Origin of the sequence: Clostridioides sp. ES-S-0190-01, from assembly GCF_020658275.1 — a bacterium.
In the GTDB taxonomy this organism is placed as follows: domain Bacteria; phylum Bacillota; class Clostridia; order Peptostreptococcales; family Peptostreptococcaceae; genus Clostridioides.
The window spans coordinates 204470-228713 of the sequence record NZ_JACVWA010000045.1 but is presented as its reverse complement, the minus strand read 5'-3'; the positions used below and the strand labels follow the sequence as shown (position 1 = coordinate 228713).

18 protein-coding genes and 1 other annotated feature are annotated in these 24244 nt (G+C 27.8%); of the genes, 13 read left to right on the top strand and 5 right to left on the bottom strand.

The features are described from left to right. Positions 1-61 precede the first annotated feature (61 nt). The 3 genes from IC214_RS19290 (at position 62) to eam (ending at position 3595) form a co-directional block, all read left to right on the top strand. Positions 62-1603, top strand: coding sequence for a hypothetical protein (locus IC214_RS19290; protein ID WP_227866914.1), 1542 nt, complete (start codon positions 62-64; stop codon positions 1601-1603). A gap of 211 nt (positions 1604-1814) precedes the next feature. Then, positions 1815-1955: a hypothetical protein gene (locus tag IC214_RS19285; protein WP_227482756.1), complete on the top strand. Its 141-nt coding sequence runs from the start codon at positions 1815-1817 to the stop codon at positions 1953-1955. 371 nt (positions 1956-2326) lie between these two features. After that, entirely contained in the window at positions 2327-3595 is a 1269-nt protein-coding gene (eam, locus tag IC214_RS19280; protein ID WP_227855526.1) for a glutamate 2,3-aminomutase, read from the top strand. 101 nt (positions 3596-3696) lie between these two features. Here the strand turns inward: eam and IC214_RS19275 are convergent, their stop codons facing one another. The 4 genes from IC214_RS19275 to IC214_RS19260 form a co-directional block, all read right to left on the bottom strand. Then, on the bottom strand, positions 3697-4053 hold the full coding sequence (locus tag IC214_RS19275) for a hypothetical protein (RefSeq protein WP_227437284.1): 357 nt from the start codon (positions 4051-4053) through the stop codon (positions 3697-3699). Between the two features lie 150 nt (positions 4054-4203). After that, positions 4204-5298 (bottom strand): AI-2E family transporter, encoded by a 1095-nt coding sequence (locus IC214_RS19270; protein WP_227437282.1) that lies wholly within the window; start codon positions 5296-5298, stop codon positions 4204-4206. A 203-nt stretch (positions 5299-5501) separates the two neighbouring features. Beyond that, on the bottom strand, positions 5502-6200 hold the full coding sequence (locus tag IC214_RS19265) for a transglutaminase-like domain-containing protein (protein WP_227437280.1): 699 nt from the start codon (positions 6198-6200) through the stop codon (positions 5502-5504). 36 nt (positions 6201-6236) lie between these two features. Next, positions 6237-7019 carry a helix-turn-helix domain-containing protein gene (locus IC214_RS19260; RefSeq protein WP_227866913.1) on the bottom strand — a complete coding sequence of 261 codons (783 nt, stop codon included), beginning with the start codon at positions 7017-7019 and terminating at the stop codon, positions 6237-6239. 292 nt (positions 7020-7311) lie between these two features. On the opposite strand from IC214_RS19260, the gene IC214_RS19255 reads away from it, so the two are divergent. The 9 genes from IC214_RS19255 (at position 7312) to IC214_RS19215 (ending at position 21069) form a co-directional block, all read left to right on the top strand. Further along, on the top strand, positions 7312-8427 hold the full coding sequence (locus IC214_RS19255; protein WP_227437276.1) for a 4-hydroxybutyrate dehydrogenase: 1116 nt from the start codon (positions 7312-7314) through the stop codon (positions 8425-8427). Positions 8428-8745: 318 nt separating this feature from the next. Continuing rightward, on the top strand, positions 8746-9567 hold the full coding sequence (locus tag IC214_RS19250) for an AAA family ATPase (protein WP_227437274.1): 822 nt from the start codon (positions 8746-8748) through the stop codon (positions 9565-9567). 20 nt (positions 9568-9587) lie between these two features. Further along, positions 9588-10784 (top strand): VWA domain-containing protein, encoded by a 1197-nt coding sequence (locus IC214_RS19245; protein WP_227866912.1) that lies wholly within the window; start codon positions 9588-9590, stop codon positions 10782-10784. 148 nt (positions 10785-10932) lie between these two features. Continuing rightward, positions 10933-14331, top strand: a complete 3399-nt coding sequence (gene cspBA / locus IC214_RS19240) for a bifunctional germination protease/germinant receptor pseudoprotease CspBA (protein ID WP_227437270.1) — start codon at positions 10933-10935, stop codon at positions 14329-14331. A 9-nt stretch (positions 14332-14340) separates the two neighbouring features. Further along, positions 14341-16014, top strand: a complete 1674-nt coding sequence (gene cspC / locus IC214_RS19235) for a bile acid germinant receptor pseudoprotease CspC (protein ID WP_227437268.1) — start codon at positions 14341-14343, stop codon at positions 16012-16014. A gap of 110 nt (positions 16015-16124) precedes the next feature. After that, positions 16125-16319: a CDIF630_02480 family spore surface protein gene (locus IC214_RS19230; protein WP_227437266.1), complete on the top strand. Its 195-nt coding sequence runs from the start codon at positions 16125-16127 to the stop codon at positions 16317-16319. A 289-nt stretch (positions 16320-16608) separates the two neighbouring features. Further along, positions 16609-16843 (top strand) — a binding site (T-box leader). Between the two features lie 75 nt (positions 16844-16918). Beyond that, the gene (gene asnS, locus IC214_RS19225) at positions 16919-18316 is read left to right on the top strand and encodes an asparagine--tRNA ligase (RefSeq protein WP_227437264.1); all 1398 of its coding nucleotides are present in this window, start codon (positions 16919-16921) and stop codon (positions 18314-18316) included. 176 nt (positions 18317-18492) lie between these two features. Further along, positions 18493-18951: a hypothetical protein gene (locus tag IC214_RS19220; RefSeq protein WP_227862708.1), complete on the top strand. Its 459-nt coding sequence runs from the start codon at positions 18493-18495 to the stop codon at positions 18949-18951. Between the two features lie 183 nt (positions 18952-19134). After that, positions 19135-21069, top strand: coding sequence for a YARHG domain-containing protein (locus IC214_RS19215; RefSeq protein WP_227866911.1), 1935 nt, complete (start codon positions 19135-19137; stop codon positions 21067-21069). A gap of 272 nt (positions 21070-21341) precedes the next feature. On the opposite strand, the gene IC214_RS19210 is transcribed toward IC214_RS19215, so the two are convergent. Beyond that, a complete protein-coding gene (locus tag IC214_RS19210; RefSeq protein WP_227855520.1) occupies positions 21342-22517 on the bottom strand; it encodes a GGDEF domain-containing protein in 1176 nt (391 codons plus the stop codon). 344 nt (positions 22518-22861) lie between these two features. Here IC214_RS19210 and IC214_RS19205 point away from each other — a divergent pair, with 344 nt between their 5' ends. Further along, a complete protein-coding gene (locus tag IC214_RS19205) occupies positions 22862-24226 on the top strand; it encodes a hypothetical protein (RefSeq protein ID WP_227866910.1) in 1365 nt (454 codons plus the stop codon). The last annotated feature ends 18 nt before the right edge of the window (positions 24227-24244 follow it).

The following is a 24244-nucleotide window of genomic DNA, read 5'->3' as shown; positions in this document are numbered from 1 at the left end:
TAACTTAGGTAGATTGCTTACAAAACAAATGATTATATATTAGGCTAAAGGAAGTGGATAGATGAGATTTGTAGAAAATAAGAAATACAGAAAAATTGCCATAATTATATCTATTCCTATATTGCTTGTTGCGCAGTACTACCTTTTTAAATTTGGAATACTTAGACCAATGGTAAAGGGAGTGGAAATCGAAATTGTAGATGGGGAATATGTTAAAGATTTAGATAAATATGTAGTAAAACTAAATGAAACAGTTACTTTGTCTACTGGCGAATATATCAAGGTTCCTTCATATGCTAAAGACCCAAATATTTGGTTTAATGTGTTGGATAATTCAGGGACTTTAAAAATAGATGGAAATAAGATGACAGCATTAAAGGTTGGGTATTCTTCTGTGGGTATTATGAAGAATTCAAGAGTGTTGAAAAAGGCTACTATAAAGGTAGTAGACCCAGAAGTAGAATCACTAGATATGGAGATTAATGGGGATTTAAAACATGTTGGTGATAGTGCTACTATAGAAAGTACAATAGAGGTTGATTATGACAAATTTAAAAAGTCATATAAACCTATCTATAAGAGTAGTAATGATGATGTGCTAAAAATTAAAGGAAATACAGTAAGTGCAGTTGGAGTTGGAAAAGCCACAATATATGCTAAGTGTGGAAATAAAGAAGTAGAGAGAACCTTTAGAATTCAAGCTAGAGTTGCCGAAATAAATATGAATGATGTAAAAATAGAAGTTGACCAAAATGAGAAATTAAAACCAGATATAATAACTTCTCCACCAGGTTTAGAACCACCAAAAATACACTATGAGTTGGCCGATTCAAAATTACCTGTGGAAAGAGCTATAAGTCTAAGCGGTGATGGAAGTGTAGTAGGTCTTAGAGAAGGTAAAGAAAGAGTAAGGATAACTTGTGGAGATAAGTCTAAAATAATAACTGTAACAGTAGTCAAAGAAACTATAACTAATGATTATATACAGAATTTAGTAGGTTCACATAAAATAGTAAATAACAAAGTTATTATTAAACTTGAATGGGATTATATGAAAGATGTTTTTGACTATGATATATATCTTAAAGACAAGTTGTCAGAAGAATCATTTAAGAAAATCAAATCTATAACTGTAAATGAAAGTGATTTAGGAAAATCACAAAAAGTATATGCTACTATAGAAATTGATGTAAAAGATAATCAGAGTATAGATTATGATATTTATGTTCTAGGTAAGAAAGACTCAGACACAACCAAGCCAAGTAATATAATAAACATTACTAATATGAATGGTAATGGCAACTCAGATAATAATGATAACATACAAAACATGAAGGTTGAAAATATATCCGCTAATGTTGACAGAGATAACAATGTTATTAGAGTTAACTGGAGCAGTGTATCTCATAAAGAATGTACCTATAGTATATATATAAAAAATAATACTAATGGAGATGGTGAGTTTACTTTGTATCAAAGTGATATAAAAGGGAATGAACATACTATAAGTATCCCTGAAGGAGATTTAAATTTAGATATATATGTAGTGGCAAATTACAATGGACAAAATTCTAAAAATAGTGATGCTATAAATGTAAGATAAATTTATACAAAAATTTAGAAGTGTTAGATTTATGATTTATTAATAAATCAAATCATTATAAGAAGAGGATAGTATGGGAGTAATCATACTATCCTTTCTATTTTATTGAAACATACTGGTGTTAAATTTTTAGTGTGAAAATTATTGTAAAAATGAAAACATAAAAGGCATATATATCATACCAGATTATCATAATCCAACAACGCATTCTATGTCTAACTTATCATGTAAGAAAATAGCAGAGATAGCAAAAAAGTATAATATCATAATTATTGAAGAAAGAAAAGATGAGATTATAAAAAGAAATGAAGCTACTAATAAGATTTTATCTGAGTATAATTTAATTAAATAAATAAAAATGCGGAGAAATTTATTATAATAAACCTCCGCTTTTATTATTTAATGAAATACTTTACTTTCTATTAAAATTTTAACTTTAATCATCTTGAAAATATAATCGTTTTATGGTAAAATAATTCTTAAAAATAGAAATAATTAATCATTTGTTAAAAAAAATGCATAATAAATTGTAATTTATTGACTATAGTGGGAAAATATTCACAAATGTATAAAATAACAGAAAAAATGCAAAAATAAAATCAATTTCATATGTTATAAAATCTATATGGCAAAATTAAATTTGCCTATCAGAATGATATAAACACATCAGAAAGGAGGATGCTATCAATAATGGAAATTAATTAATTTTGGTAGCTAAAAATTATGAATGAACAAACTAGAATATCCTTAGAGAGAGCTGCTGAACTAAAATCAAAAATTGATGATTATATTCAGGCTAGGAAAACAATTAACAGAGGTCTTGAAAAAGAAGAAGAGATAAATAAACGAAAACAAAACATATTAAGCATATTAAATGGAACAGAAGAAGACTGGGATAATTACAAATGGCAATTATCAAATAGAATCACAGATGTAGATACTTTATCAAAGATTATCAATCTAACTAAAAAAGAAAAAGAATATATAAAAGAAGTTGGTACTCAATTTAGATGGGCAATATCTCCATATTATTTGAGCTTGATAGACCCAGATGACATATGTGACCCTATAAAATTACTTTCTATACCGACACATATAGAATTGGAAGATGAACAAGATGATTTAGACCCAATGGGAGAAGAGTATACAAATCCAGCAGGATGTATAACTAGAAGATATCCAGATAGATTAATAATAAATGTAACAAATGAATGTGCTATGTATTGTAGACATTGCCAAAGAAGAAGAAATATTGGTCAACAAGATTCTCATAAGTCGAAAGCTGTTATACAAGAATCTATAGACTATATTAGAGAAAATGAAGAAATAAGAGATGTATTAGTAACTGGTGGAGATGCTCTTACATTAAAAGATGATTATTTGGAATGGATTCTTAGCCAACTTAAAGAAATACCACATGTTGATTATGTTAGATTAGGAACTAGAACTCTTGTTACCATGCCACAAAGAGTTACAGATGATTTTTGTAATATGCTAAAAAAATATCATCCTATATATATAAATACACATTTTAATCATCCGATGGAAATAACTAAAGAATCTAAAGAGGCTTGTGAAAAATTAGCAAATGCAGGTATACCATTAGGAAATCAAGCCGTGTTATTAAATGGTATAAATAATGATAAATTTGTAATGAGATGTTTAAATCAAGAATTACTTAAAATAAGAGTAAAACCATACTATATATTCCAAAGCAAACATGTAAAAGGAACAAAACATTTTAATACATCAGTAGATGATGGTCTTGAAATAATGGAATATCTAAGAGGATATACATCAGGAATGGCAATACCAACATATATAGTTAATGCTCCAAAAGGAGGCGGTAAGACTCCATTACTTCCACAATACCTTGTATCAAAAGGAACAGATTATGTTATGCTTAGAACATGGGAAGGCAAAGTTATAAAAATGGAAGATGAACCAGCTGTAGATATAAAGAAACTTATAAAAGAGCAAGCACAGGATTAATAAAATATTTAAATATATAAAAAGAAACAACTTTAAAATAAAAATAAAATGGATGCTAAATTTATATCAATTTGCATCCATTTTTATATTAGTTAATTATTTTATTTATTATTTTGTTGTTGATTAACCAATTCAAGGTATCCACTTGGATGGAAGTAATATATCTCAGAAGTATTTTCATTTACAAAATAACCAATGTCACCATCTGCATCTGGTAAAAATACATATCCATTAAGATTTTTAGCTTTTAATGCTTCAAAATCGCTAGCATTTCCTTGATATATGTAATCAACTTTATTGTTGTATTTTACTAAAAGTTCTTTGGCTTGCTCTTGAGTCAATTTAGTACTTTGACTTACAGGAACATTCTTTTGAGAATCAGCATAAGAAGATTCATTTACTGGTGCAGTTAATAATAAACAAGATAAAACTAATAAAGATATAAGTGCTTTTTTCATACTAAAACCCTCTTTCGTAATTAATTATATAAGATTCATTTCTTAATAATATTATATGTTTTCTATAATTAAATATTACCATTAAAGAGGATAATATTACAGTTACACAGCTGTAACCTTTGATTACAAAATCGTAATTAAATTGTATTTTTATTCCATTTGTATTTTATCATGTCTACGATTAACAAATTCACAAAAGTATATTTTTATTACACCCATAACAGGAGCAGATAGAATCATACCAGGTATACCAAAAAATCCTCCACCAACAGTAACTGCTAGTATTGTAAAGAATGGGCTAAGCCCTAGCTGTCCACCTACAATTTTTGGTTCTATAAATGCAACTTCTACTTGTTGAATTATTATTAAGTAAATTAAACAAGTTAATGCAGTTGTCGGATTGTAGAATAAGTTGATTACTACAACTGGTGCCATACCTATTACTGGGCCAAAATATGGAACCATATTCATAATACCCATTAATGTACCAAACAATAGGGCATATTCAGACTTTAAAAAGTATAGACCAATTCCAGAAAGTACTCCAACTACAAATGAATCTAAAATTTTGCCTGTAAAGTATTTACCAATATTTAAATTTAAGCTTTGACACAATTCTATTATAAAGTCTCCATATTTTTTACCTAAAGAAATATAAACAATTTTCTTTGTAAATTCTAAGAATCTTTCTTTTTCTAATAATATATAGAAACAAATTATAAAACCTAAAACAAGTTGTACTATAAATTTTCCAACAGAGAAGGTAGTACTAAAGATTCCTCCAAGTGAACCAATAAGCAAGTTACTAAACTTGGGCATTACGCTCATAATTTTATCACCATATTCTTTTAATGTATTAGGGTCTACTGATTGTAAGCTTTTTCCTAAATCAAATAAAAATTGTTCTGTCTTGTCTATATACATAGGAACTTGAGTTACCAGATCAGCCAAACTATTTACTATGGATGGAACTGTAAATAGTATAAAAGATATTAATATAACTATTAATACGCCATAAGTAAGAAGCAAAGAATATATCCTTTTAAAATTAAGTTTATTTTCTAAAAATTTTACTAATGGATTAAATACATATGCTAATACAAAGGCTATTATAAATGGAGTTAGTAGTGACATCAGTAAACTTATTACTCCAAAAAAATATTTGTAATTATCAATAACTTTAATCAAAATATATGAAATAACTACAGTAAGTATAATATTTAAATGAATTTTTTTATCTTGCAAAACAACACAACCTTTCTTATATTTATTAAGTTTATATTTACTTAAATTTAAAATCAAGTTAATATTTATAGCTTATTATACAATAAAAAGTAGTATTAATATAGTGTGATTAATATTAAATTTGACAAGTGTACAATATTTTGCAAGTTTTCTCTAAATAGTGTTTTTATCTTCTCAAATTTGCATATTGCAAATAGAAACAGTTATAATTTGTTTCTAATTCTCTGTACATTTCTATTTATATAGTGCCTTCCAATATATTTGTATAAAAGATTTTTACACCATCCTATTTTTTGGTTATATTGATTGAAAAAATCATCTGGAGTATCAAAGGTTCCCAAATCATCAATTATTCCCTCTTTTTGAATAAATGTATTATTTAGATTCCAAGATATTTGAGGATTTTGCAAATCTTTAGTGGCAATGCCCCATCCCCAAAATAAGCCTTGACAGTCATTGTATTTTTGCTGAATACTTGTAAGATAATTTTTATCTAAAATAAGACCTTCTAATTGATACCATTGTTTTTCATAGTATACTTCTATCCATGTGTGAATGATTTCTGTAGGAGTAATCTTGTAAAGAACTCCTAAGAGTTCTAATTGAACTCTTTTATCTAGAGTAAAACCATGAATCCTACATGGAATGCCAACGCCTCTTAAAAGTGACATAGCAAGTATCGTTTTTGTATTGCATTGTCCATATCCATCTTTTAGTATTTTACTTGCAGATATATTGTCACTTTCATTAAAACCAAACTTGATGTCATCTCTAACAAAATTATAAATTTGTTTGATTTTATTAAAATTATCTAATTGATTCCATTTTTTTTCGATAATAAGCTCTTGAACATTTTTTGAATTAAAGTCTAATAATGTACTTTCTGATAAATGTCTTTTCATAAAATATAAATCTCCTTTATTTAGTGTAATTATATTTTATATCTTAGAGTAATTTGAAACTTTCAAAAACTTGCTGTTTTTTAATATACCAGAAATATTCATACCAGTCATACATTTATTGGTATATGCTAGATGTGAAGCGCTGTCAAAACCTGACATCATAGCAGCATCAGTTATAGAGTATTTACCAGATAAAAGTAAAAAATATGCTTTTTGAATTTTATGTAGGAGAATATAACTTTTTAATGGCATTCCTGTTTGTTCTTTGAATATATGGGACACTCTACTTGGCGAAAGAAAGACCATATTAGAAATCTTTTTTATAGAATGGTCATGACAGTCACACTCATTAAGTCTTTGCATTATTTTATGAATTCTTTTATCAACTACTGTGTAATTGTCTTGAGTAACATTAAGACATTCGAACATAGAATTTGTAAAATTTAAATAACTTTTTTCATCATGATTTTTGAAAAAATTAATATATTCTTTTTGTGTATGTTTATTATTATGAATATCTATAATTCCATAACCTTTAATTTTGTCAATATATTTTGACTTAAAGCTTAATGCAAGTGATGATGTTGGCTCAATTAACATAGTAAAACATATTTTTTCTCCTGTTGAAAAACAATGTTCTATATTACTATCTACAATAATACATTTACCTTCTATATCATTGCCATCTATAGTTATATTTAAACTGTCTTCAATTCCTATAAACAATTGTAACATCCAATGTTTATGCTTATTTGATTGAATAGAATTTGTAAACGAAGAAATATGATTATTTGATATAATTAATAAAATTACCTCCAAACATTTTTCTTATTGAGGAAATACAGGTTAATTGTACAGTATTTTTCAGTAAGATTAGTGAAATTTTTATTTTATTATACTTTAGATTTTAATTTTGTTCAATTATTTTAAAATTAGATTATTTTTATAATGAATTAATTTTATTTTATATAATATTGGACCTACATTAAGATATTTTAAAATATAAATTACTTATTGTAAAACTTGCATATAAAAAATAAAAATTTTATAATTATATTACAGATTATATAAAATAAAACATCAAGTCATAAGTTGAAGAAAAGAGGATGCCATGAAGTTATTTCAGCAAAAAACACAAGTTCATAAATTTAAAAATTCAAAGGAATTTATAGAAGAATTCAAAATTTGTAAATCAGATTTTATATTAACAAGTAAAAGTGCATATGATACATATTTTAAAAGTCTTGGTTTGGATGCACATGTAGAATATAAAAGTAAGTATGGAACTGGTGAACCTAATGATATAATGATGGATAAATTATTGGATGATTTTTCAAAAACTAATTGTACAAGAATTATTGCTATTGGTGGGGGAGCAGTTATTGATATGGCAAAGTTGTTAGTACTGAAAGATGGAAAGAAATCAAGTGATTTATTTCAAAAAAAGGTTCCTTTAGAAAAAATAAGAGAATTAATAGCTGTTCCTACAACTTGTGGAGCAGGTTCAGAGGTGTCAAATATTTCAATTGCAGAAATAACAGAGATGAATACGAAGTTTGGATTAGCTGTAGATGAATTATTTCCAGATTATGCAGTTTTAATTCCAGAGTTATTATTAGAGCTTCCATATTCATTTTTTGCTACAAGTGCAATCGACGCTTTAATACATGCTATAGAATCTTTTGTATCTCCAAAGGCGAGTATTTATACAGAAATTTTTAGTACCAAAGCTATAGAGATGATTTTAAATGGATTTCAGCAAATTGAACTAAATGGAAAAGATTATAGATTTGATATTATAGAAGATTTTTTGATTGCAAGTGATTTAGCTGGAATTGCTTTTGGGAATGCTGGTACAGGAGCAGTACATGCACTTTCATACCCATTAAGTGGAGTTTATCATGTTACTCATGGTGAAGCTAATTATCAATTTTTTATAGAAGTATTTAAAGCATATAATAGATTATCACCAGATGGTAAATTAGCAAAAATAAATATGCTTTTGAGTGAAATAATGAATTGTAAAGTATCAGAGGTATATGAAAAAATGGAAGAACTACTTAATAAAATTATTACAAGAAAAAGTTTAAGAGAATATGGAATGAAAGAGTATGAGATAAATAGTTTTGCAGACAGTGTACTAGATAGTCAACAAAGGTTGCTAAATCAAAGTTATATTAAACTTAATAAAGAAGAAATAGTAAATATATACAGAACTTTATATTGATACCCCAAATCTAAAAGTTAATTGTTCTATATTTAGCTATAACTCAAATTTATGAAAAGCGGTGATTTAATTAAATCATCGCTTTTTATGACTGATATTTTTATAAGATAATATATCTTGTACTTATTAAAAAATATATATTTCATTTAATTATGACAAATAAAGATAAAATTTAAATATTTTAGAGGTAATTTTATTTAGATATAGAATTTTAGAGTAATGATATACAAATGTGTTATATTACCACCTTATATCAAAAATAGTAATATAATAATCATATACATTTAGAAAATTTATTGTTTAAAAGGAGTAGAACCTATGATAAAAAAAGAAATGGGTAATTTTAAAGGAAGCAGTGATTATGTAGTATCACCAGAATTAATGGCATCAGTTAATGTTGCTATAGCACTTGAAAAACCACTTTTAATTAAAGGAGAACCTGGAACAGGAAAAACTATGCTTGCACAAGCAATTTCAAATCAACTGCAAAAAGATTTAGTAATTTGGAACATAAAATCAACTACAAAAGCACAGGATGGTCTTTATGTATATGATACTGTTCAAAGACTTTATGATAGCCAATTTGGAGGTGAAGGAGTAGATGATATTGGTAAGTACATAAAATATGGTAAATTAGGAGAAGCATTTAGTTCAGAACAACAAGTAATTCTTTTGATTGATGAAATAGACAAGGCAGACTTAGAGTTTCCAAACGACTTACTTTGGGAATTAGATAAAATGGAGTTTTATATAAATGAAACAAAAGAAACTGTAACAGCAAAACAAAGACCTATAGTGATTATAACTTCGAATGCAGAAAAAGAGCTTCCAGATGCTTTTTTAAGAAGATGTATATTTCATTATATAGAATTTCCTGATAGAGATATGATGGAGGAGATAGTAAAAGTACATTTTGATAAAGTTGAAGAACATTTATTGGAACAAGTAATGACTACTTTTTATTGGATTAGAAGTTTAAGAGAGATACAAAAGAAGCCTAGTACATCAGAGTTAATAGACTGGATACAAGCATTGACTTTGAGTGGAATTCCAATTGAAAAAATAGAAAAAGAAGTTCCTTTTGCAGGGATACTGCTTAAAAATAACGAGGATATTGAATCTATGCAAAAACGTTTGTAGTCAATAGGAGCTGAATAATTATGTTTATTAAATTTTTTTATTTATTGAGAGCAAGAGGTCTAGATATATCTTTAAATGAGTGGATGACTCTAATTGAAGCACTAGACAAAGGGCTTTGTTATTCAAATTTTTCGAATTTTTACTATCTTTGTAGGATGATTTTAATAAAAAGTGAAAGTAATTTTGATAAATTTGATGCAGTGTTTTTGGAGTACTTTAAAGGTATAGAACACAAAGAGGAAATTCCAGAAGAGATTATGAACTGGCTTAAAAATCCAAATGTAGATTTAGAAGAATTTGAAAGATTAGAGCAAAATCCCAACATAAACCTTGATGAATTGAGAGCTAAATTAGAGGAACGTATAAAAGAACAAGATTCTCCACATAATGGAGGGAATTACTGGATAGGAACAGGGGGTACTTCTGAATTAGGTCATTCAGGCAAAGGTCAAACTGGTATACGCATAGGCGGAACTTCCACCTATGGAAGAGCTGTTCTCGAAGTTGCAGGAGAAAGAAAGTATAGAGATTTTAGAGATGATGAAGTTTTAAATATGCGTCAATTTCAAGTTGCATTAAAAAGGCTTCGTCAATTTTCTACTAGAATAGATGCTCCAAAAACAGAACTTGATTTAGATAAAACCATTGAAGAGACTTGTAATAATGCAGGATATTTAAAACTGTTTTTCGAAAAACCAAGAAAAAATACAGTGAAGCTTTTGTTGCTTATAGATTCAGGGGGTTCAATGAGAGGATATAGTACTTTATGTAATACATTATTTCAGTCTGTAAGTAAATCAAATCACTTTAAAGATGTAAAAGTATACTATTTTCATAACTGTTTTTATGATAGATTATTTACTACACCAGAATGTTGGTTAAGTAAGTCTATTGATACTGAATGGATATTACAAAACATAGATAAAAACTATAAAGTTATAATCGTGGGTGATGCGTCTATGGCACCTTCTGAGTTACTTCATATTGGTGGTAATTATCGAGGTCCATATAACGATACACCTGGAATAGAGTGGCTTAAAAGATTCAAAAGAAAGTATAGTAAAATTGTGTGGCTAAATCCGGAACTGAGAGATGGGTGGGATTCAATCAGTTATTGGTATCAGACTCAAAGGTTAATACAAAGTGAGTTTAATATGTATCCATTAACTGTAAAAGGATTGGAAAAATCATTGAAAAATTTAATGGTCGCGAAATAATATAAAAAATGATGGTACAAATTATATAAAAAATGTACCATCATTTTTTATATTATAAATTGTATAATTGAAATTTAAAAATTATGTAGTCTAATACATTTTAGACTTACAAAAAACATATACATTAATAATAATTTTAGAAATTGAGGTGATTATAATAAATTATGAATTAATCGTAAAATACAATGGAGATATATTAAGATTAGAGCAAGAATTAGGTGTTTCAGTAGAAATACTTAATGCTTCCTATGCGATAATAACATCAAGTGATGAAGAAGATATAAATAGATTACTGACTTATCCAGAAATAGAGTTTATAGAAAAACCTTTTATATTACAAACTCAAGACATACAAAGTTTTTCAAGCACAGGGATAACAGGTTTTAAAAATAGAACAGGATTAACTGGAAAAGGAACTATAATTGGTATAATTGATTCAGGTATAGATTATACTTTGCCTGTATTTAGAGATAGTGAAGGAAAGTCCAAAATATTATACTATTGGGACCAGTCTATACAAGGAAATCCTCCAGCAGGTTTTAAAGAAGGAACATTATATAATAATGAAGATATAAATAATGCAATAGCTGGTAATACATATATACCTATCTCAACGACTAGTCTACATGGTACACATGTTGCAGGTATTTGTTCAACCATTGCAAGCGATGCTAGGATAATCGTAGTAAGGGTTGGAAATATACAGACAGATGTTTTTTCAAGAAGTACAGAGTTTATGAGGGCGATTAAATTTATTTTAGATAGGGCATTAGAATTAAGAATGCCTGTTACATTAAATATAAGTTATGGAAGTAATGAAGGCTCACATAGAGGGACTTCTTTATTTGAGCAGTATATAGATGATATGTGTTTATTTTGGAAAAATAATATAGTGGTAGCGGCTGGTAATAATGCAGATAAGGGGGGACATAAAAGGATTAGGCTTCAAAATAATACTACAGAAGAAGTTGAGTTTGTAATTGGAGAAGGAGAGCGTATATTAAATATAAACATATGGCCAGATTTTATTGATGACTTTAGTGTACATTTAGTAAGTCCATCGAATAGTCAGACACAATCAATTTCTCTAACTTCAGGTGAAATAAGAAATACTCTAGGAGATACAAGAATTACTGGTTATTTTTATCCTATAGCACCATATTCTCTTACTAGAAGAGTTACATTGCAGTTAAGTTCAAATACACAGATAAATCCTGGTCTATGGAGAATTGTATTTGAACCTATAGATATTGTAACTGGTAATGTAAACATATATCTACCAACTTCTGAGGGATTAAATAGAAACACGAGGTTTTTGATTCCTACTCAAGAACTTACTGTTACAGTTCCTGGAACAGCAAGTAGAGTTATAACTGTAGGAAGTTTCAATTCAAGAACAGATATAGTATCTATATTTTCTGGCGAGGGAGATACACAATTGGGTGTATTTAAACCAGATTTATTAGCTCCAGGCGAAGATATAATATCTTTTTTACCAGGAGGTACCAGTGGAGCATTAACTGGAACGAGCATGGCCACTCCTCATGTTACAGGAGTTTGTTCGTTGTTTATGGAATGGGGAATTGTAAATGGAAATGATTTGTTTTTATATTCGCAAAAGTTAAGAGCATTGCTTCTTAGGGGAGCAAGAAGAACAAGCAATCAGTCATATCCAAATAATTCATCGGGATTTGGTTTTTTAAGTTTATCAGACATAGATTTATATACTTTATCTAGTATAAATCAAGACTTAGAAACAGAAGACATTGGATATAGAAGCACTAATAAGTCGTTTAAAGATGAAGAAAATAATTATAGAGTTATAGAAAATTATAATTCTCAGAGAAACGATGATTTAAAGTTGGAGGATTTTATAAGTGAAAATATGGATAGACAATCAGGAACATTGGCAGGAATAAATGTAATTCATACTCCTGAATTTGAAGATGAGTTAGCTTCATTGGGTATGAGTCAAGAATTTCTTAAGCTAAGTGACTCATTTGGTGTATTATCTATAAACACTACAGACTATAATAGCATACAACGAGTTTTGGAACTTCCATCAGTTATAAGGACAGAATCAACTATAAAGATGACACTGCTTGGAGAGATTAATCAAGGTACTTTTGGTGGTGTAGTTGCAACCGAAGAAATAGGTGTAAATTTTTTTAAAAATAATCCCAATATAACAATAACAGGAAGAGGTACTCTTATAGCGATTGCTGACACAGGAATAGACTATTTACATAAAGACTTTATATATGCAGATGGAACCTCAAAAATAGCTTTTTTATGGGACCAAACAAAGAATGGAACTCCACCTGAAGGTTTTTATATTGGGACAGAATATACACGAGAAGATATTAATAGAGCAATTGCAGAAAATGATGCTAGTCTATCTCAAGATGAAGTTGGGCAAGGGACTATGATAAGTGGCATATGTGCAGGTCTTGGTAATGTAAATAAGGAATATGCAGGAATAGCTGAAGATGCTGAATTAATAATAATAAAAATTGCTAAGATAGAAGGATTTTATAATAGTGCAATGTTATTTGCTGCATCTCAGTATGCATATAAAAAATCTTTAGAACTTGGGAAACCATTAGTAATAAATATATCTTTGGGTAGCAATAGTTTAGTTGGATTGACCAATAGAAGTAATAGTGAAAAAGCATTTTTTACTAGAGGGCTGTGTATAACAGCAGGAGCTGGAAATGAGGGAAATACTCAGACACACACATCTGGAATAATACCAAATGTAGGAAGTTCCGTTGAAGTCGAGTTGGAATTAAATGAAGAAGAAGAAGAATTATCAGTTGAACTTTGGCTGAATAAACCAGATAAGGCAGATGTAATAATAGTGTCTCCCACTGGTGAAGAAAGTAAAAGTGTTGGAATATCAAGTTATAATAGGATAACAGGTTTATTTGATTTAGAAGGAACGGAGTATTCTATAACATATGTATATCCAACTACTTTTTCAGGGCAGCAGTTTACCAATGTTACTCTGAAAAATGCTAAAAGAGGAGTGTGGAAGATTAGATTAGTAGGAGTTTATATTGTAAATGGAATATATAACTTGTATCTTCCAAATAGGGCTCTTTTAAAAAGTGGAACTAGATTTAGAGAGGTTGACCCTTTTTATACAATAAATTATCCAGCTGTTCAAGATGATTTAATAACTGTAGGAGCTTATAATACTATTAATAATAGTTTGTGGCAAAGTTCATCAAGAGGGCCGACTATTGAGGATAGATTAAAGCCAGACTTAGTAGCACCAGGAGTTAATATAATAGCTGCATATCCTGGAAATACATATGCGACTATAACTGGGACAGCAGCAGCTAGTGCACATGCTGCAGGAGCCGCTGCGATGTATTTTCAATATACTTTTGTTGATAGAAGATATCCAAATCAAGCATATGTTCAAAAAATAAAAACTTTTATGCAGGCTGGAGCTAGAAAAAACCAAACTACAGAGTATCCAAATATGAGTACTGGATATGGAACTTTGGATGTTAGAGGTATGTTTGATGTGTTAAGATAGGAGGGATTTATGGAAAAATCTTATTGTATAATTTACCAAGGTGATATAGAAACTGCACTTCAAGAAAACGGAATAAATAAATATATGGTTTTAAATAGTCAGCTTGCAGTAATATATGTACCTATGGATTTTGATGAAACTATTTTAAACAATATATTACAGGTTGCTTGGTGGGAAGAATCTGCTCCAATGAGCAGCTTAATTGAAATAACTAATAATATGAATAATGGAGAAACTATTACAACAGCTACTGAAGCAGAGTATATTTATGAGAATCCATATAATGATATAACAGGAAGAGGGATTTTATTAGCAGTTATAGATTCTGGTATAGATTATTTACACCCTGACTTTATAAATGCGGATGGAACGAGTAAGGTTTTACGATTATGGGATCAGGAAGAAAATACAAATCCACCACCAGAAGGATTTATTTTTGGGAGTGAATTTACAAGAAGTGAATTAAGTCTAGCTATAAGTAGAAATGATGGAAGTTTAAGTCAAGATAATATAGGTACTGGAACTTTGGCTTCTGGTATATTAGTGGGAAATGGAAGAGTAAATTCACAATATAGAGGTATAACTACAGAGTCAGATTTGATAGTGGTTAAATTAAAATCATATACAGATACTTATTATGCTGGAAAGATAAATTATAGTGTTTCAGATTTTTTAGCAGCTATAACATATGTTACTAATATAGCAAAAACAGAAAATAAGCCTATAATAATAAATCTTACTATTGGAGTTAAGTCAGGTGCTGTAGCAACTACTTCCATATTAGATACATTTAATATATTAAGTAGTGCTGGTGTTGTTGTAGTAAGTGGTGCAGGTAATCAAGGTAATACAGATATTCATTATGCTGGAAGATTTAGTAGTTTAAATGAAGTCCAAGATGTAATAATACAAGATGGTGACGATTACGCACTTGATATAACACTCAATACAAATGGTCCAGATAAGATAGGGGCACAAATAATATCTCCTTCAGGTGAGGTTAGTCATGATATAAGATATTCTCCAGACTTTTATGTATATAGAGGAAAGTTTAATCTGGAAAATACTACTTACTCAATGAGATTCATCTATCCATATATTACTTCTGGGAATGAAAGCCTAGAGATAAGACTCAGAGATATAAAACCTGGTGTGTGGACTTTGAGGCTAACTCCAGAACTTATAATAGGGGGAGAGTATGATATATATTTACCAAATAAAAACTTGATAGCACCAGATACAAGATTTTTAGACCCAGACTCAGTGGCTACAATAACTATGTATGCTGCTGGTGATGATGTAATCACAGTTGGTACATTTAATAATAAGACTGATAGTATGTGGATTGGTTCATCAAAAGGGCCAATTAGAGGAAGGGGAATTAAGCCAGATATAGTAGCGCCAGGAGTAGATATAATATCTACATATAAAAATGGAACCTACAATACAGCAACAGGTACAGGAGTTAGTAGTTCAATAGTTTGTGGAGTCTTAGCCCTATTAATGGAATATTTGGAAAAACAAGATAATATCCCAAGGTTATCGTTGTTTACACAAGTTTTAAAAACATATTTAATATTGGGAGCTACGAAGCTCGATATATATACGTATCCAAATGTTTCACAGGGATATGGTATTTTAAATTTAAAAAATACAATTCAACAGATGGCAAATACTTTATAAATAAAAAAATATGTAAATAATGGTATTTTATCTATTATAAATTTTACTTATGAATTTAATTTGAAAAATTGCTAAAACTATTACAAAATAAATATATAGAGGTGATAGTTTTGGAAAGTAAAAAAGCAAGAGCATTAAAAGGTAATGATAACAAAAGACTTAGAAGTCCGCTTCTAGTTGGAAATGAATCAACAGCAGCTTGGGCAGATGTTGAAAAATTAAAACCTCATAGTAAAGTTTCAATACCTTCACTTAATAGTGTTGAAGAAGCAAAAGATTGGGTTGATAATGGAAGTAAACTGTAAAACTTCTATACTTGATAACAAAAATAAATAATTTATTGTATTTAAGTAAAGTGGTATTAGTTTAAAAAGCTTAAAGTTAAACTTAAGCTAATAAACAGTATACTGCTTTACTTTTTTTATAGGTGTCAGAAGGCAAAATGTAATTTATAAATATTTGAAAGGAAAATATAAATTTTTGCATATAAATATTTATAGATTATATAAGACAAGTAAATATCAATTGTATAAATTTATTGACTAAAAATTTATAAATTGGTATAATTTTGTTAATTAGCGGAAATAATAGAAGATAAATACTGTGAAGAGAAGAGTAGATATAAAATGTAGTTTTAGCGAGTTGAGGATGGTGAAAGCTCAATACAAGTTTTATATTGAAGAACATCTTGGAGTTTCTAATCGAAAGCTTATTTAGCAAGTAGACTTAGACGGAAGGCACCGTTATAGGCTTTAAGCATTGCTTAACTAAGAGGTCATTTATGACAACTAGGGTGGTACCGCGAAAGTAATAGTCTTTCGTCCCTTTATACAGGGATGAAGGGCTTTTTTTATGGAATTATATTTAGAAAAAATTACTAAAAATTAAACTAGGAGGCTTTAAAATGCAAAAGGAATTTATAACAGTAAAAGAATTGTACAGAGATAAAGAACAGTACATAGGAAAAACTGTAAAAGTAGCTGGATGGATAAGAACATCTAGAGTATCTAAAAACTTTGGATTTATAGAATTAAATGATGGAAGTTTCTTTAAAAATATGCAAATAGTATTTGATGAAAAAGTTGAAAATTTTAAAGAGATAGGTAAATTGGCAATAAGTTCATCTATACTTGTAGAAGGTGAGTTGGTATCTACAGAAGGAGCTAAACAACCAGTAGAAATACATGCAAAAAATATAGTTGTAGAAGGTGAATCAGATAGCTCATACCCACTACAAAAGAAGAGACATACACTTGAGTATTTAAGAACAATCGCACATTTAAGACCAAGAAGTAATACTTTTTCAGCTGTATTTAGAGTAAGATCAATAGCTGCATATGCAATACACAAATTCTTTCAAGAAAGAAACTTTGTATATGCACATTCTCCAATCATAACAGGTAGTGACTGTGAAGGTGCAGGAGAAATGTTTAGAATAACAACTATGGATTTAAATGATATACCAAAAACAGAAGATGGGAAAATAGACTATACACAAGATTTCTTTGGGAAAGAAGCTAATTTGACAGTTAGTGGGCAATTAAATGCTGAAATAATGGCACTTTCTTTTAGAAATGTCTATACTTTTGGACCTACATTTAGAGCTGAAAACTCTTATACAGGAAGACATGCTTCAGAATTTTGGATGATAGAGCCAGAAATAGTTTTTGCAGACCTTGAAGATAATATGGAACTTGCAGAAGATATGATAAAATATGTTATAAACTATGTTTTAGAAAACGCTCCTGAAGAAATGGAATTCTTTAATAGTTTTATAGATAAAGGATTGCTAGAAAGACTAAATAAAATAGTAAACTCTGAATTTGTTAGAATAACATATACTAAAGCAGTAGAGTTATTACTTGAATCAGGACATGAGTTTGAGTATCCAGTAGAATGGGGATGCGATCTTCAAACTGAACATGAAAGATATATAACAGAACAAATATACAATTCTCCAGTATTTGTTACAGATTATCCAAAAGATATAAAAGCTTTCTACATGAGAATGAATGAAGATGGGAAAACTGTTAGAGCAATGGATTTATTAGTTCCTGGTGTTGGAGAAATAGTTGGAGGTTCTCAAAGAGAAGAAAGAGAAGACGTACTATTAGATAGAATTCATGAAATGGGATTAAATGAAGAAGATTACTGGTGGTATTTAGAACTTAGAAAATTTGGTACTGCTACTCACTCTGGATTTGGTCTTGGATTTGAAAGAATAATTATGTATATGACAGGTATGTCTAACATAAGAGACGTTATACCTTTCCCAAGAACTCCTAAAAATGCTGAATTCTAATAATTATAATCTATAATATAATTATATAATTTTTCGATATAATAAAATAGCTTGTGTGCTATCTGATTTAGATACATACAAGTTATTTTTATTGTGTTTACAAATATATGTAGTTTGTTTGTTCATATTTTATTATACAATGTAATTATAAGTTACTTATACTAGGAGGATAAATAATGTGTAGTTTTTGTTTTATTAAATTTAATGTGAATGATGTAAAAATATTTAATCGAATAAAAAATTTATTTTCATATATAGCAGATATAAAAAATGATTGTATACAAATTGAGGATTTAGAATATTATATTTTAGAAAAAGTAGACGAATTTTATAATAAAGAAGAATTAGATTATTTTTGGTGGCCAACAGAAGCAGAAAATAAAATGTTTTGGGAGAACTATAAACTACTGGATGAAGAGAATCGACAGGAATACATAAAGTCTGTTTCATGGGATTTTGAGACTGTGTTTTCTGAAATTGGACTTGGCGATTATACAATAGAAGGTTGCGAAATGATTGGTGAACAAACTGCTAAACTTTATTTTAACCCTATTGGATATCCTTATGGTGGAAATGAAGTGCTTCAAGAGTCATTAAAAGCTTTTGGAGTGACAATAGTGGGTGTGCTTGGATAACGTTTGTTGTGCTATACTATAACTAGTAGAGTAATTTTTTGGAAGTTTAAATATAAATTATATTTAAGCATTATATTTATGTAAATAGTATAAAAATATGTAAAGTGATTTAAATCTAAAAAATTATTGAATAGTATATTTATTACACAAAAAGTTTTATCATTATCATGAGGGGGAGTAATAATGTTAAAGAAAGGGTTGTTTATAGTTTTAAGTTTGGCACTTATATGTACAGGTTGCAGTTCAGAAAATGATTCTAAAGGTAAGCAAGCAAACAAAGATAATTCTCTTATACTATTAAAAAATGATGAGAATAACTCAGGTGATATGACAGATGTATACATAAAGACAGAAGGTAAGGATGAAGAAAAAATAGCATCAGATGTACCTACATATACTAAAAAAGATTATATAAATGGAGAACAATCAATATTAATCCAAGATAAAGAAAATAATTTATATAAGTATAATCTAAAAAAAGAAAAGGAAAAAATAGCATCAGATTTATATTCTGACGAAATTAATTCATATGAATTTATGCCTTCTTCAAACACTATAGCATATATATCATCAGAAAAATCCTTGTATGTAAAATACGATGGAAAAGATAAAGAAAAAATAGCCAATGATGTTGTATTGTATAGGATGTCTACAGATGGAAAATTCATATATTATATGAATACAGATGAAGAGTTATATCTATATAAAGAAGATGGAAATAAAGAAAAAATATCTACTGATATACAGAGTTTTGATATTGTAAATAATAAAGGTGATGTAATATTTATAAATAATGATGATAATCTATATTTAAAAAGTGCAGATAAAAATGATAAGGTCAAAATTAGTTCAGATGTATCAAATTTATGGGGGGTAGAATCTAATGATGAAGAAATTATGTATATAAGTGAGTATAATTATAAGGATTTGAAAGGTGAATTATATTTGTACAAAAATAATGCTAGTGAAAAAATAGCATCGGATGTTAGGTCTTATAAATATAGAGATAGTAAATTTTATTTTATAAATAGTGATGATGAATTATATGAGAAAGAAATAGGTAAAGAGGTGTCTAATAAAATAAAATCAGACATTAATTATGTAAGTTTTATTAAAGATGGAATTGTATTTACAAATTCTGATGGAGATGTATATATTAAGAAAAATAATAAAGAAGGAGAAAAAATAGGCAATGATATGAAAGAAAATTCTAATGTATCTATTATTAATGATGAAAAATTACTTTATATTAAATCAAGTGGTGAGTTATTTTTAGATAAAGACAGGATAGCAAGTGATGTTGTTGGCTATTCATTTAATTCAGAGAATATAGCATATTCCACTAAAAATAAGGAAATACATTTTTATAATTTAAAAACTAAGAAAGACAATATAGAAATAAACAATGTAGGAAAATATTCAGAGATTTATTTAGGAAATAAATTGATTTACTCTAAAAATTTAGAACCAAAAGACTTAAATGGTTTTTGGAAAGCTGATGAATATAATATATTTGAATTTGAAGAGCCAAATAAGATAAAACTTTATAGTAAAAGTGAAGAAGAAAGCAATTATACAGTTAAATATGAAGTAGAAAGTTCAGATAGTAATAGCATAGTATTAAAAGGAAAAGATACTTTATCAAAGGAAAAATTTACTATAACTAAGTTTAATAGTAATGAAATTTCATTACAAGCTAATAATGTAAGTGGTACACTTAATAAAATTTCCAAAGAAGACGCGGAGAAATTTATCAAGAGTATAAATAACAAGGAAAATAGTGAAAATACTGATAAAAAGAGTACTAAAAGTAATTCAGGTTCAAGTTCGAATTTGAAAAATAAAGAAGTAAGTTATGATGATGATTATATTATATATGATAGTGATTCTAGAGTATTAACTAAAGATGAACTTGAGCTTTATAGTAAAGAGGAGTTAGCATATATAAGAAATGAAATATTTGCAAGATATGGATATGTATTTAAAGAAGAACCTTATAAAAGCTATTTTAGCAATAAGTCATGGTATCAGCCAGATTATAGTATAGGAGCGGATACAGATGTTTTAAATTCTGTAGAGAAACAAAATGTATCATTGATTAAGGAAATGGAAAACTAAGTTATAAGAAATTTTAAAATACATGTCTAAATGTAGTATAAGATAGTCTATAGACATTAAAATTGAAATGTGAATTAATTTTAAACATGAATTAATTATATATAAAATTATTAAATCTATAAGTTAGACTTAAGTATAATTTATAGATTTAATAATTATGAATCTAAAAGCTAATTTATAGGTTTACATAATATTATACAAATATTTTGAACAAAATAAATTTATTATTAAGAAAATATAAATATAAGGATTAATACTTTGTTTCTATACTCCTAATAAAACTCAACACGATTACGACCTTGTTCTTTTGCAATATATAAAGCTTTATCACAATAACTTATAAATTCATTTAAAGTTATTAATTCTTCAACTTTCTTTGTATGAACTCCGATGCTAACAGTCACACATTTTGAAGGAACGTCATCACGTTCAAAATTACAATACTCTATAATCTTACGTAAATATTCGGATTTAAGTTTAGCATTCGCCTCATCACAATTGAAAAGACATATAAAAAATTCTTCACCACCATAACGGATAGCATGTGAATTTTCAGAATTTGTAAAATCTAAAATTACTTTAGCAATATTCTGTAAACAGTAGTCACCCTTTTGATGTCCGTAAGTGTCATTAAACTGTTTAAAATAATCTATATCTATCATCATTCCTGTTATAGGTTCTTGCTTTGTATGGGTCTTTAATTTTTTTTGAAGAACATCTTCTAAATACCTACGATTATTCATTTTAGTTAGGTCATCAGTCATAACCTTAAGATTTAATAAATTATTCATATGGGAGATTTCTTCATATTGTTGATGGATTAGCATTTTATCATAATAAGTAAATACACGACTTCTATATAACATTGTAGAAATAAAAATAGCAAGTGATGTTATAAAAAATGTGTTTACAATATTACTGAACTCATTACCTGATACAGTTTGAATTCCTGGTAAGAGTAGATTAAGAAATAAAAAACATCCTCCAAAAACTATTATTGATTGACCTAATTTTAATACTGAAAAAGCAGCAGCTGTTAACATTATATAACTGAATACACTCAAATCATTTCCGCCTAACTGGTCAAGCAAAGTAATTACACAACCCCATAAGCAGAAAAATGTTACATAAATCACCCACAAGTTTATATAATAAGTACAATGTTCCTTTTTTTTATTCCAAAGATAAGAAAAAACAAGCATAAAAATTAAAGAGATACAAAATAGTATTATATACATACAAAAATACCATTGACGTCTTGGGGTGGCAAAAGGACCACCATCTCTAGCTGATATTGATATCATCATAATTAGTTGAGATATTATTATTATGATACAAATAATTTTGCCTGTATGATAAAGATAATTGCAAAGTTCCCGTTCAACATTTTCTTTGTATTTTTTATCTAGAGGGAATCCAAAGAATTTTTTAAAATTTTCTAAGTTCATATAAGCCTCCATTAAAAATAAAACATAAAAATAAGTATTCCTCTTCTTTTCTTAGATACTCGGAATACTTTGTTTATAACTTAATTATAGCAAAATATGTTATATGTAACAATCTAAATTTGTAATAGATAGTATTTATTAGTTAAGATTAAATAAAATTTTGTATTAGTATTTTATTATAATTAAGATTAGTAAGTTATTTATTTTAGAATATTAGACAATTATAATGAAATACTAATACAAGACAAATAAAATAGATAAATATATCCAATTAAGGTATAATTAAGTTTTATATGATATAGTTATATTTGATAATTGACAATGGTAAAACTTGGAGGGAAAAAATGGATGAAAAAAAAATAGATAATATGAATTATTCATATAGTAACTATTCTAAAAAAACAGGTAAGCCAACTAGAAAAATAAAAAATAATAACCTTACACTTGAAACTAAAGAAGATAAACTTTGTTCTAGTTGCAACAAAGAAAATAATCCTAAAGATAATTACTGTAAATTTTGTGGAAATGAACTTCATGAAATAGTATCATTAAAATCGAGCGAAACAAAACTTGACTTAAAATCTAAAATAAAAGAACTCTCATATCACGCAAATACAAGAGGGATATTTTTAACGACTTTTTCAACTATATTCATATTGCTTGTTATTTCGTTAATATTTAAGGCTATAATTACTATTCAATTTAATGATATCAGTTACATGATAAATCCAGCACATATAATGTTAGCCCTTAATCTAGGTCAAATTAGCGTATCTATGTCTACTATGATGGGTTCTGGATTTATAAGTGCAAATATAGGATTGTTAATATTACTTATAATTCCTGTTTTAGGATTAATTATATCAAATTTAATTTTTATGAGAAAAAGATGTAAGGATTCAAAAACTACATTAGCCAATTCTCTTGGAGTGGGAATTTTTTATGGATTAATTTTAGCTATTTTATGTACTTTTACTAATGTTAAAACTAGCTCACATAGTATGCTAGAGTATGGATATGCTTTAGAGTATAGTTATGAATTTTTTAGTGCACTTTTAAATGGATTTGTATTAGGATTTATATGTACATATATAACTAATTATAGAAAAAGCTATGAAAAAGAAAATATGTATATGTCCCTTTTTTCAAATGCTATTAAAATATTCATATTAGGTTATGTTTTAGTGTTAGCAATACTTTTTATATTAACTATATCTGATAGTAGTTATTTAAATGAATTGAATATGAGTGGATATTCAAGTGGTATCGATTTATTTGCTGTATTGCCACAAATTGCTAGTTACATGTGGGCTTTTGCAAATGGAATTTCGGTAACAATAATAAATTCAACAGTTTCAATGCTTAGCTTAGGCTCATCCTCTTTATTTGGAGATACTAAATTAATGTTTTATGCAATGGGGGCTTTGTCTGCATTAATAATTTTATTAAATGGATATAAATTAAGATTTAAATATGATACAGATAATATTAAACCTGTAATAATATTTAGTATATATTATGCATTTTTAATGGGTATGTTGGCTCTATTTAGTACTTTTATACTTGATAGTAATATTAACTTCTTTAATACAACTAGCTATGGAACAACTCTAGTTATGCAATTTAAATTGTTCTCAACTATTATAATTTCATTTATATACAGTTTTGTGATATCTTTAATAGGATATAAGCTAAACTCAGCTGATTAAATATGATTGGAGGAAACT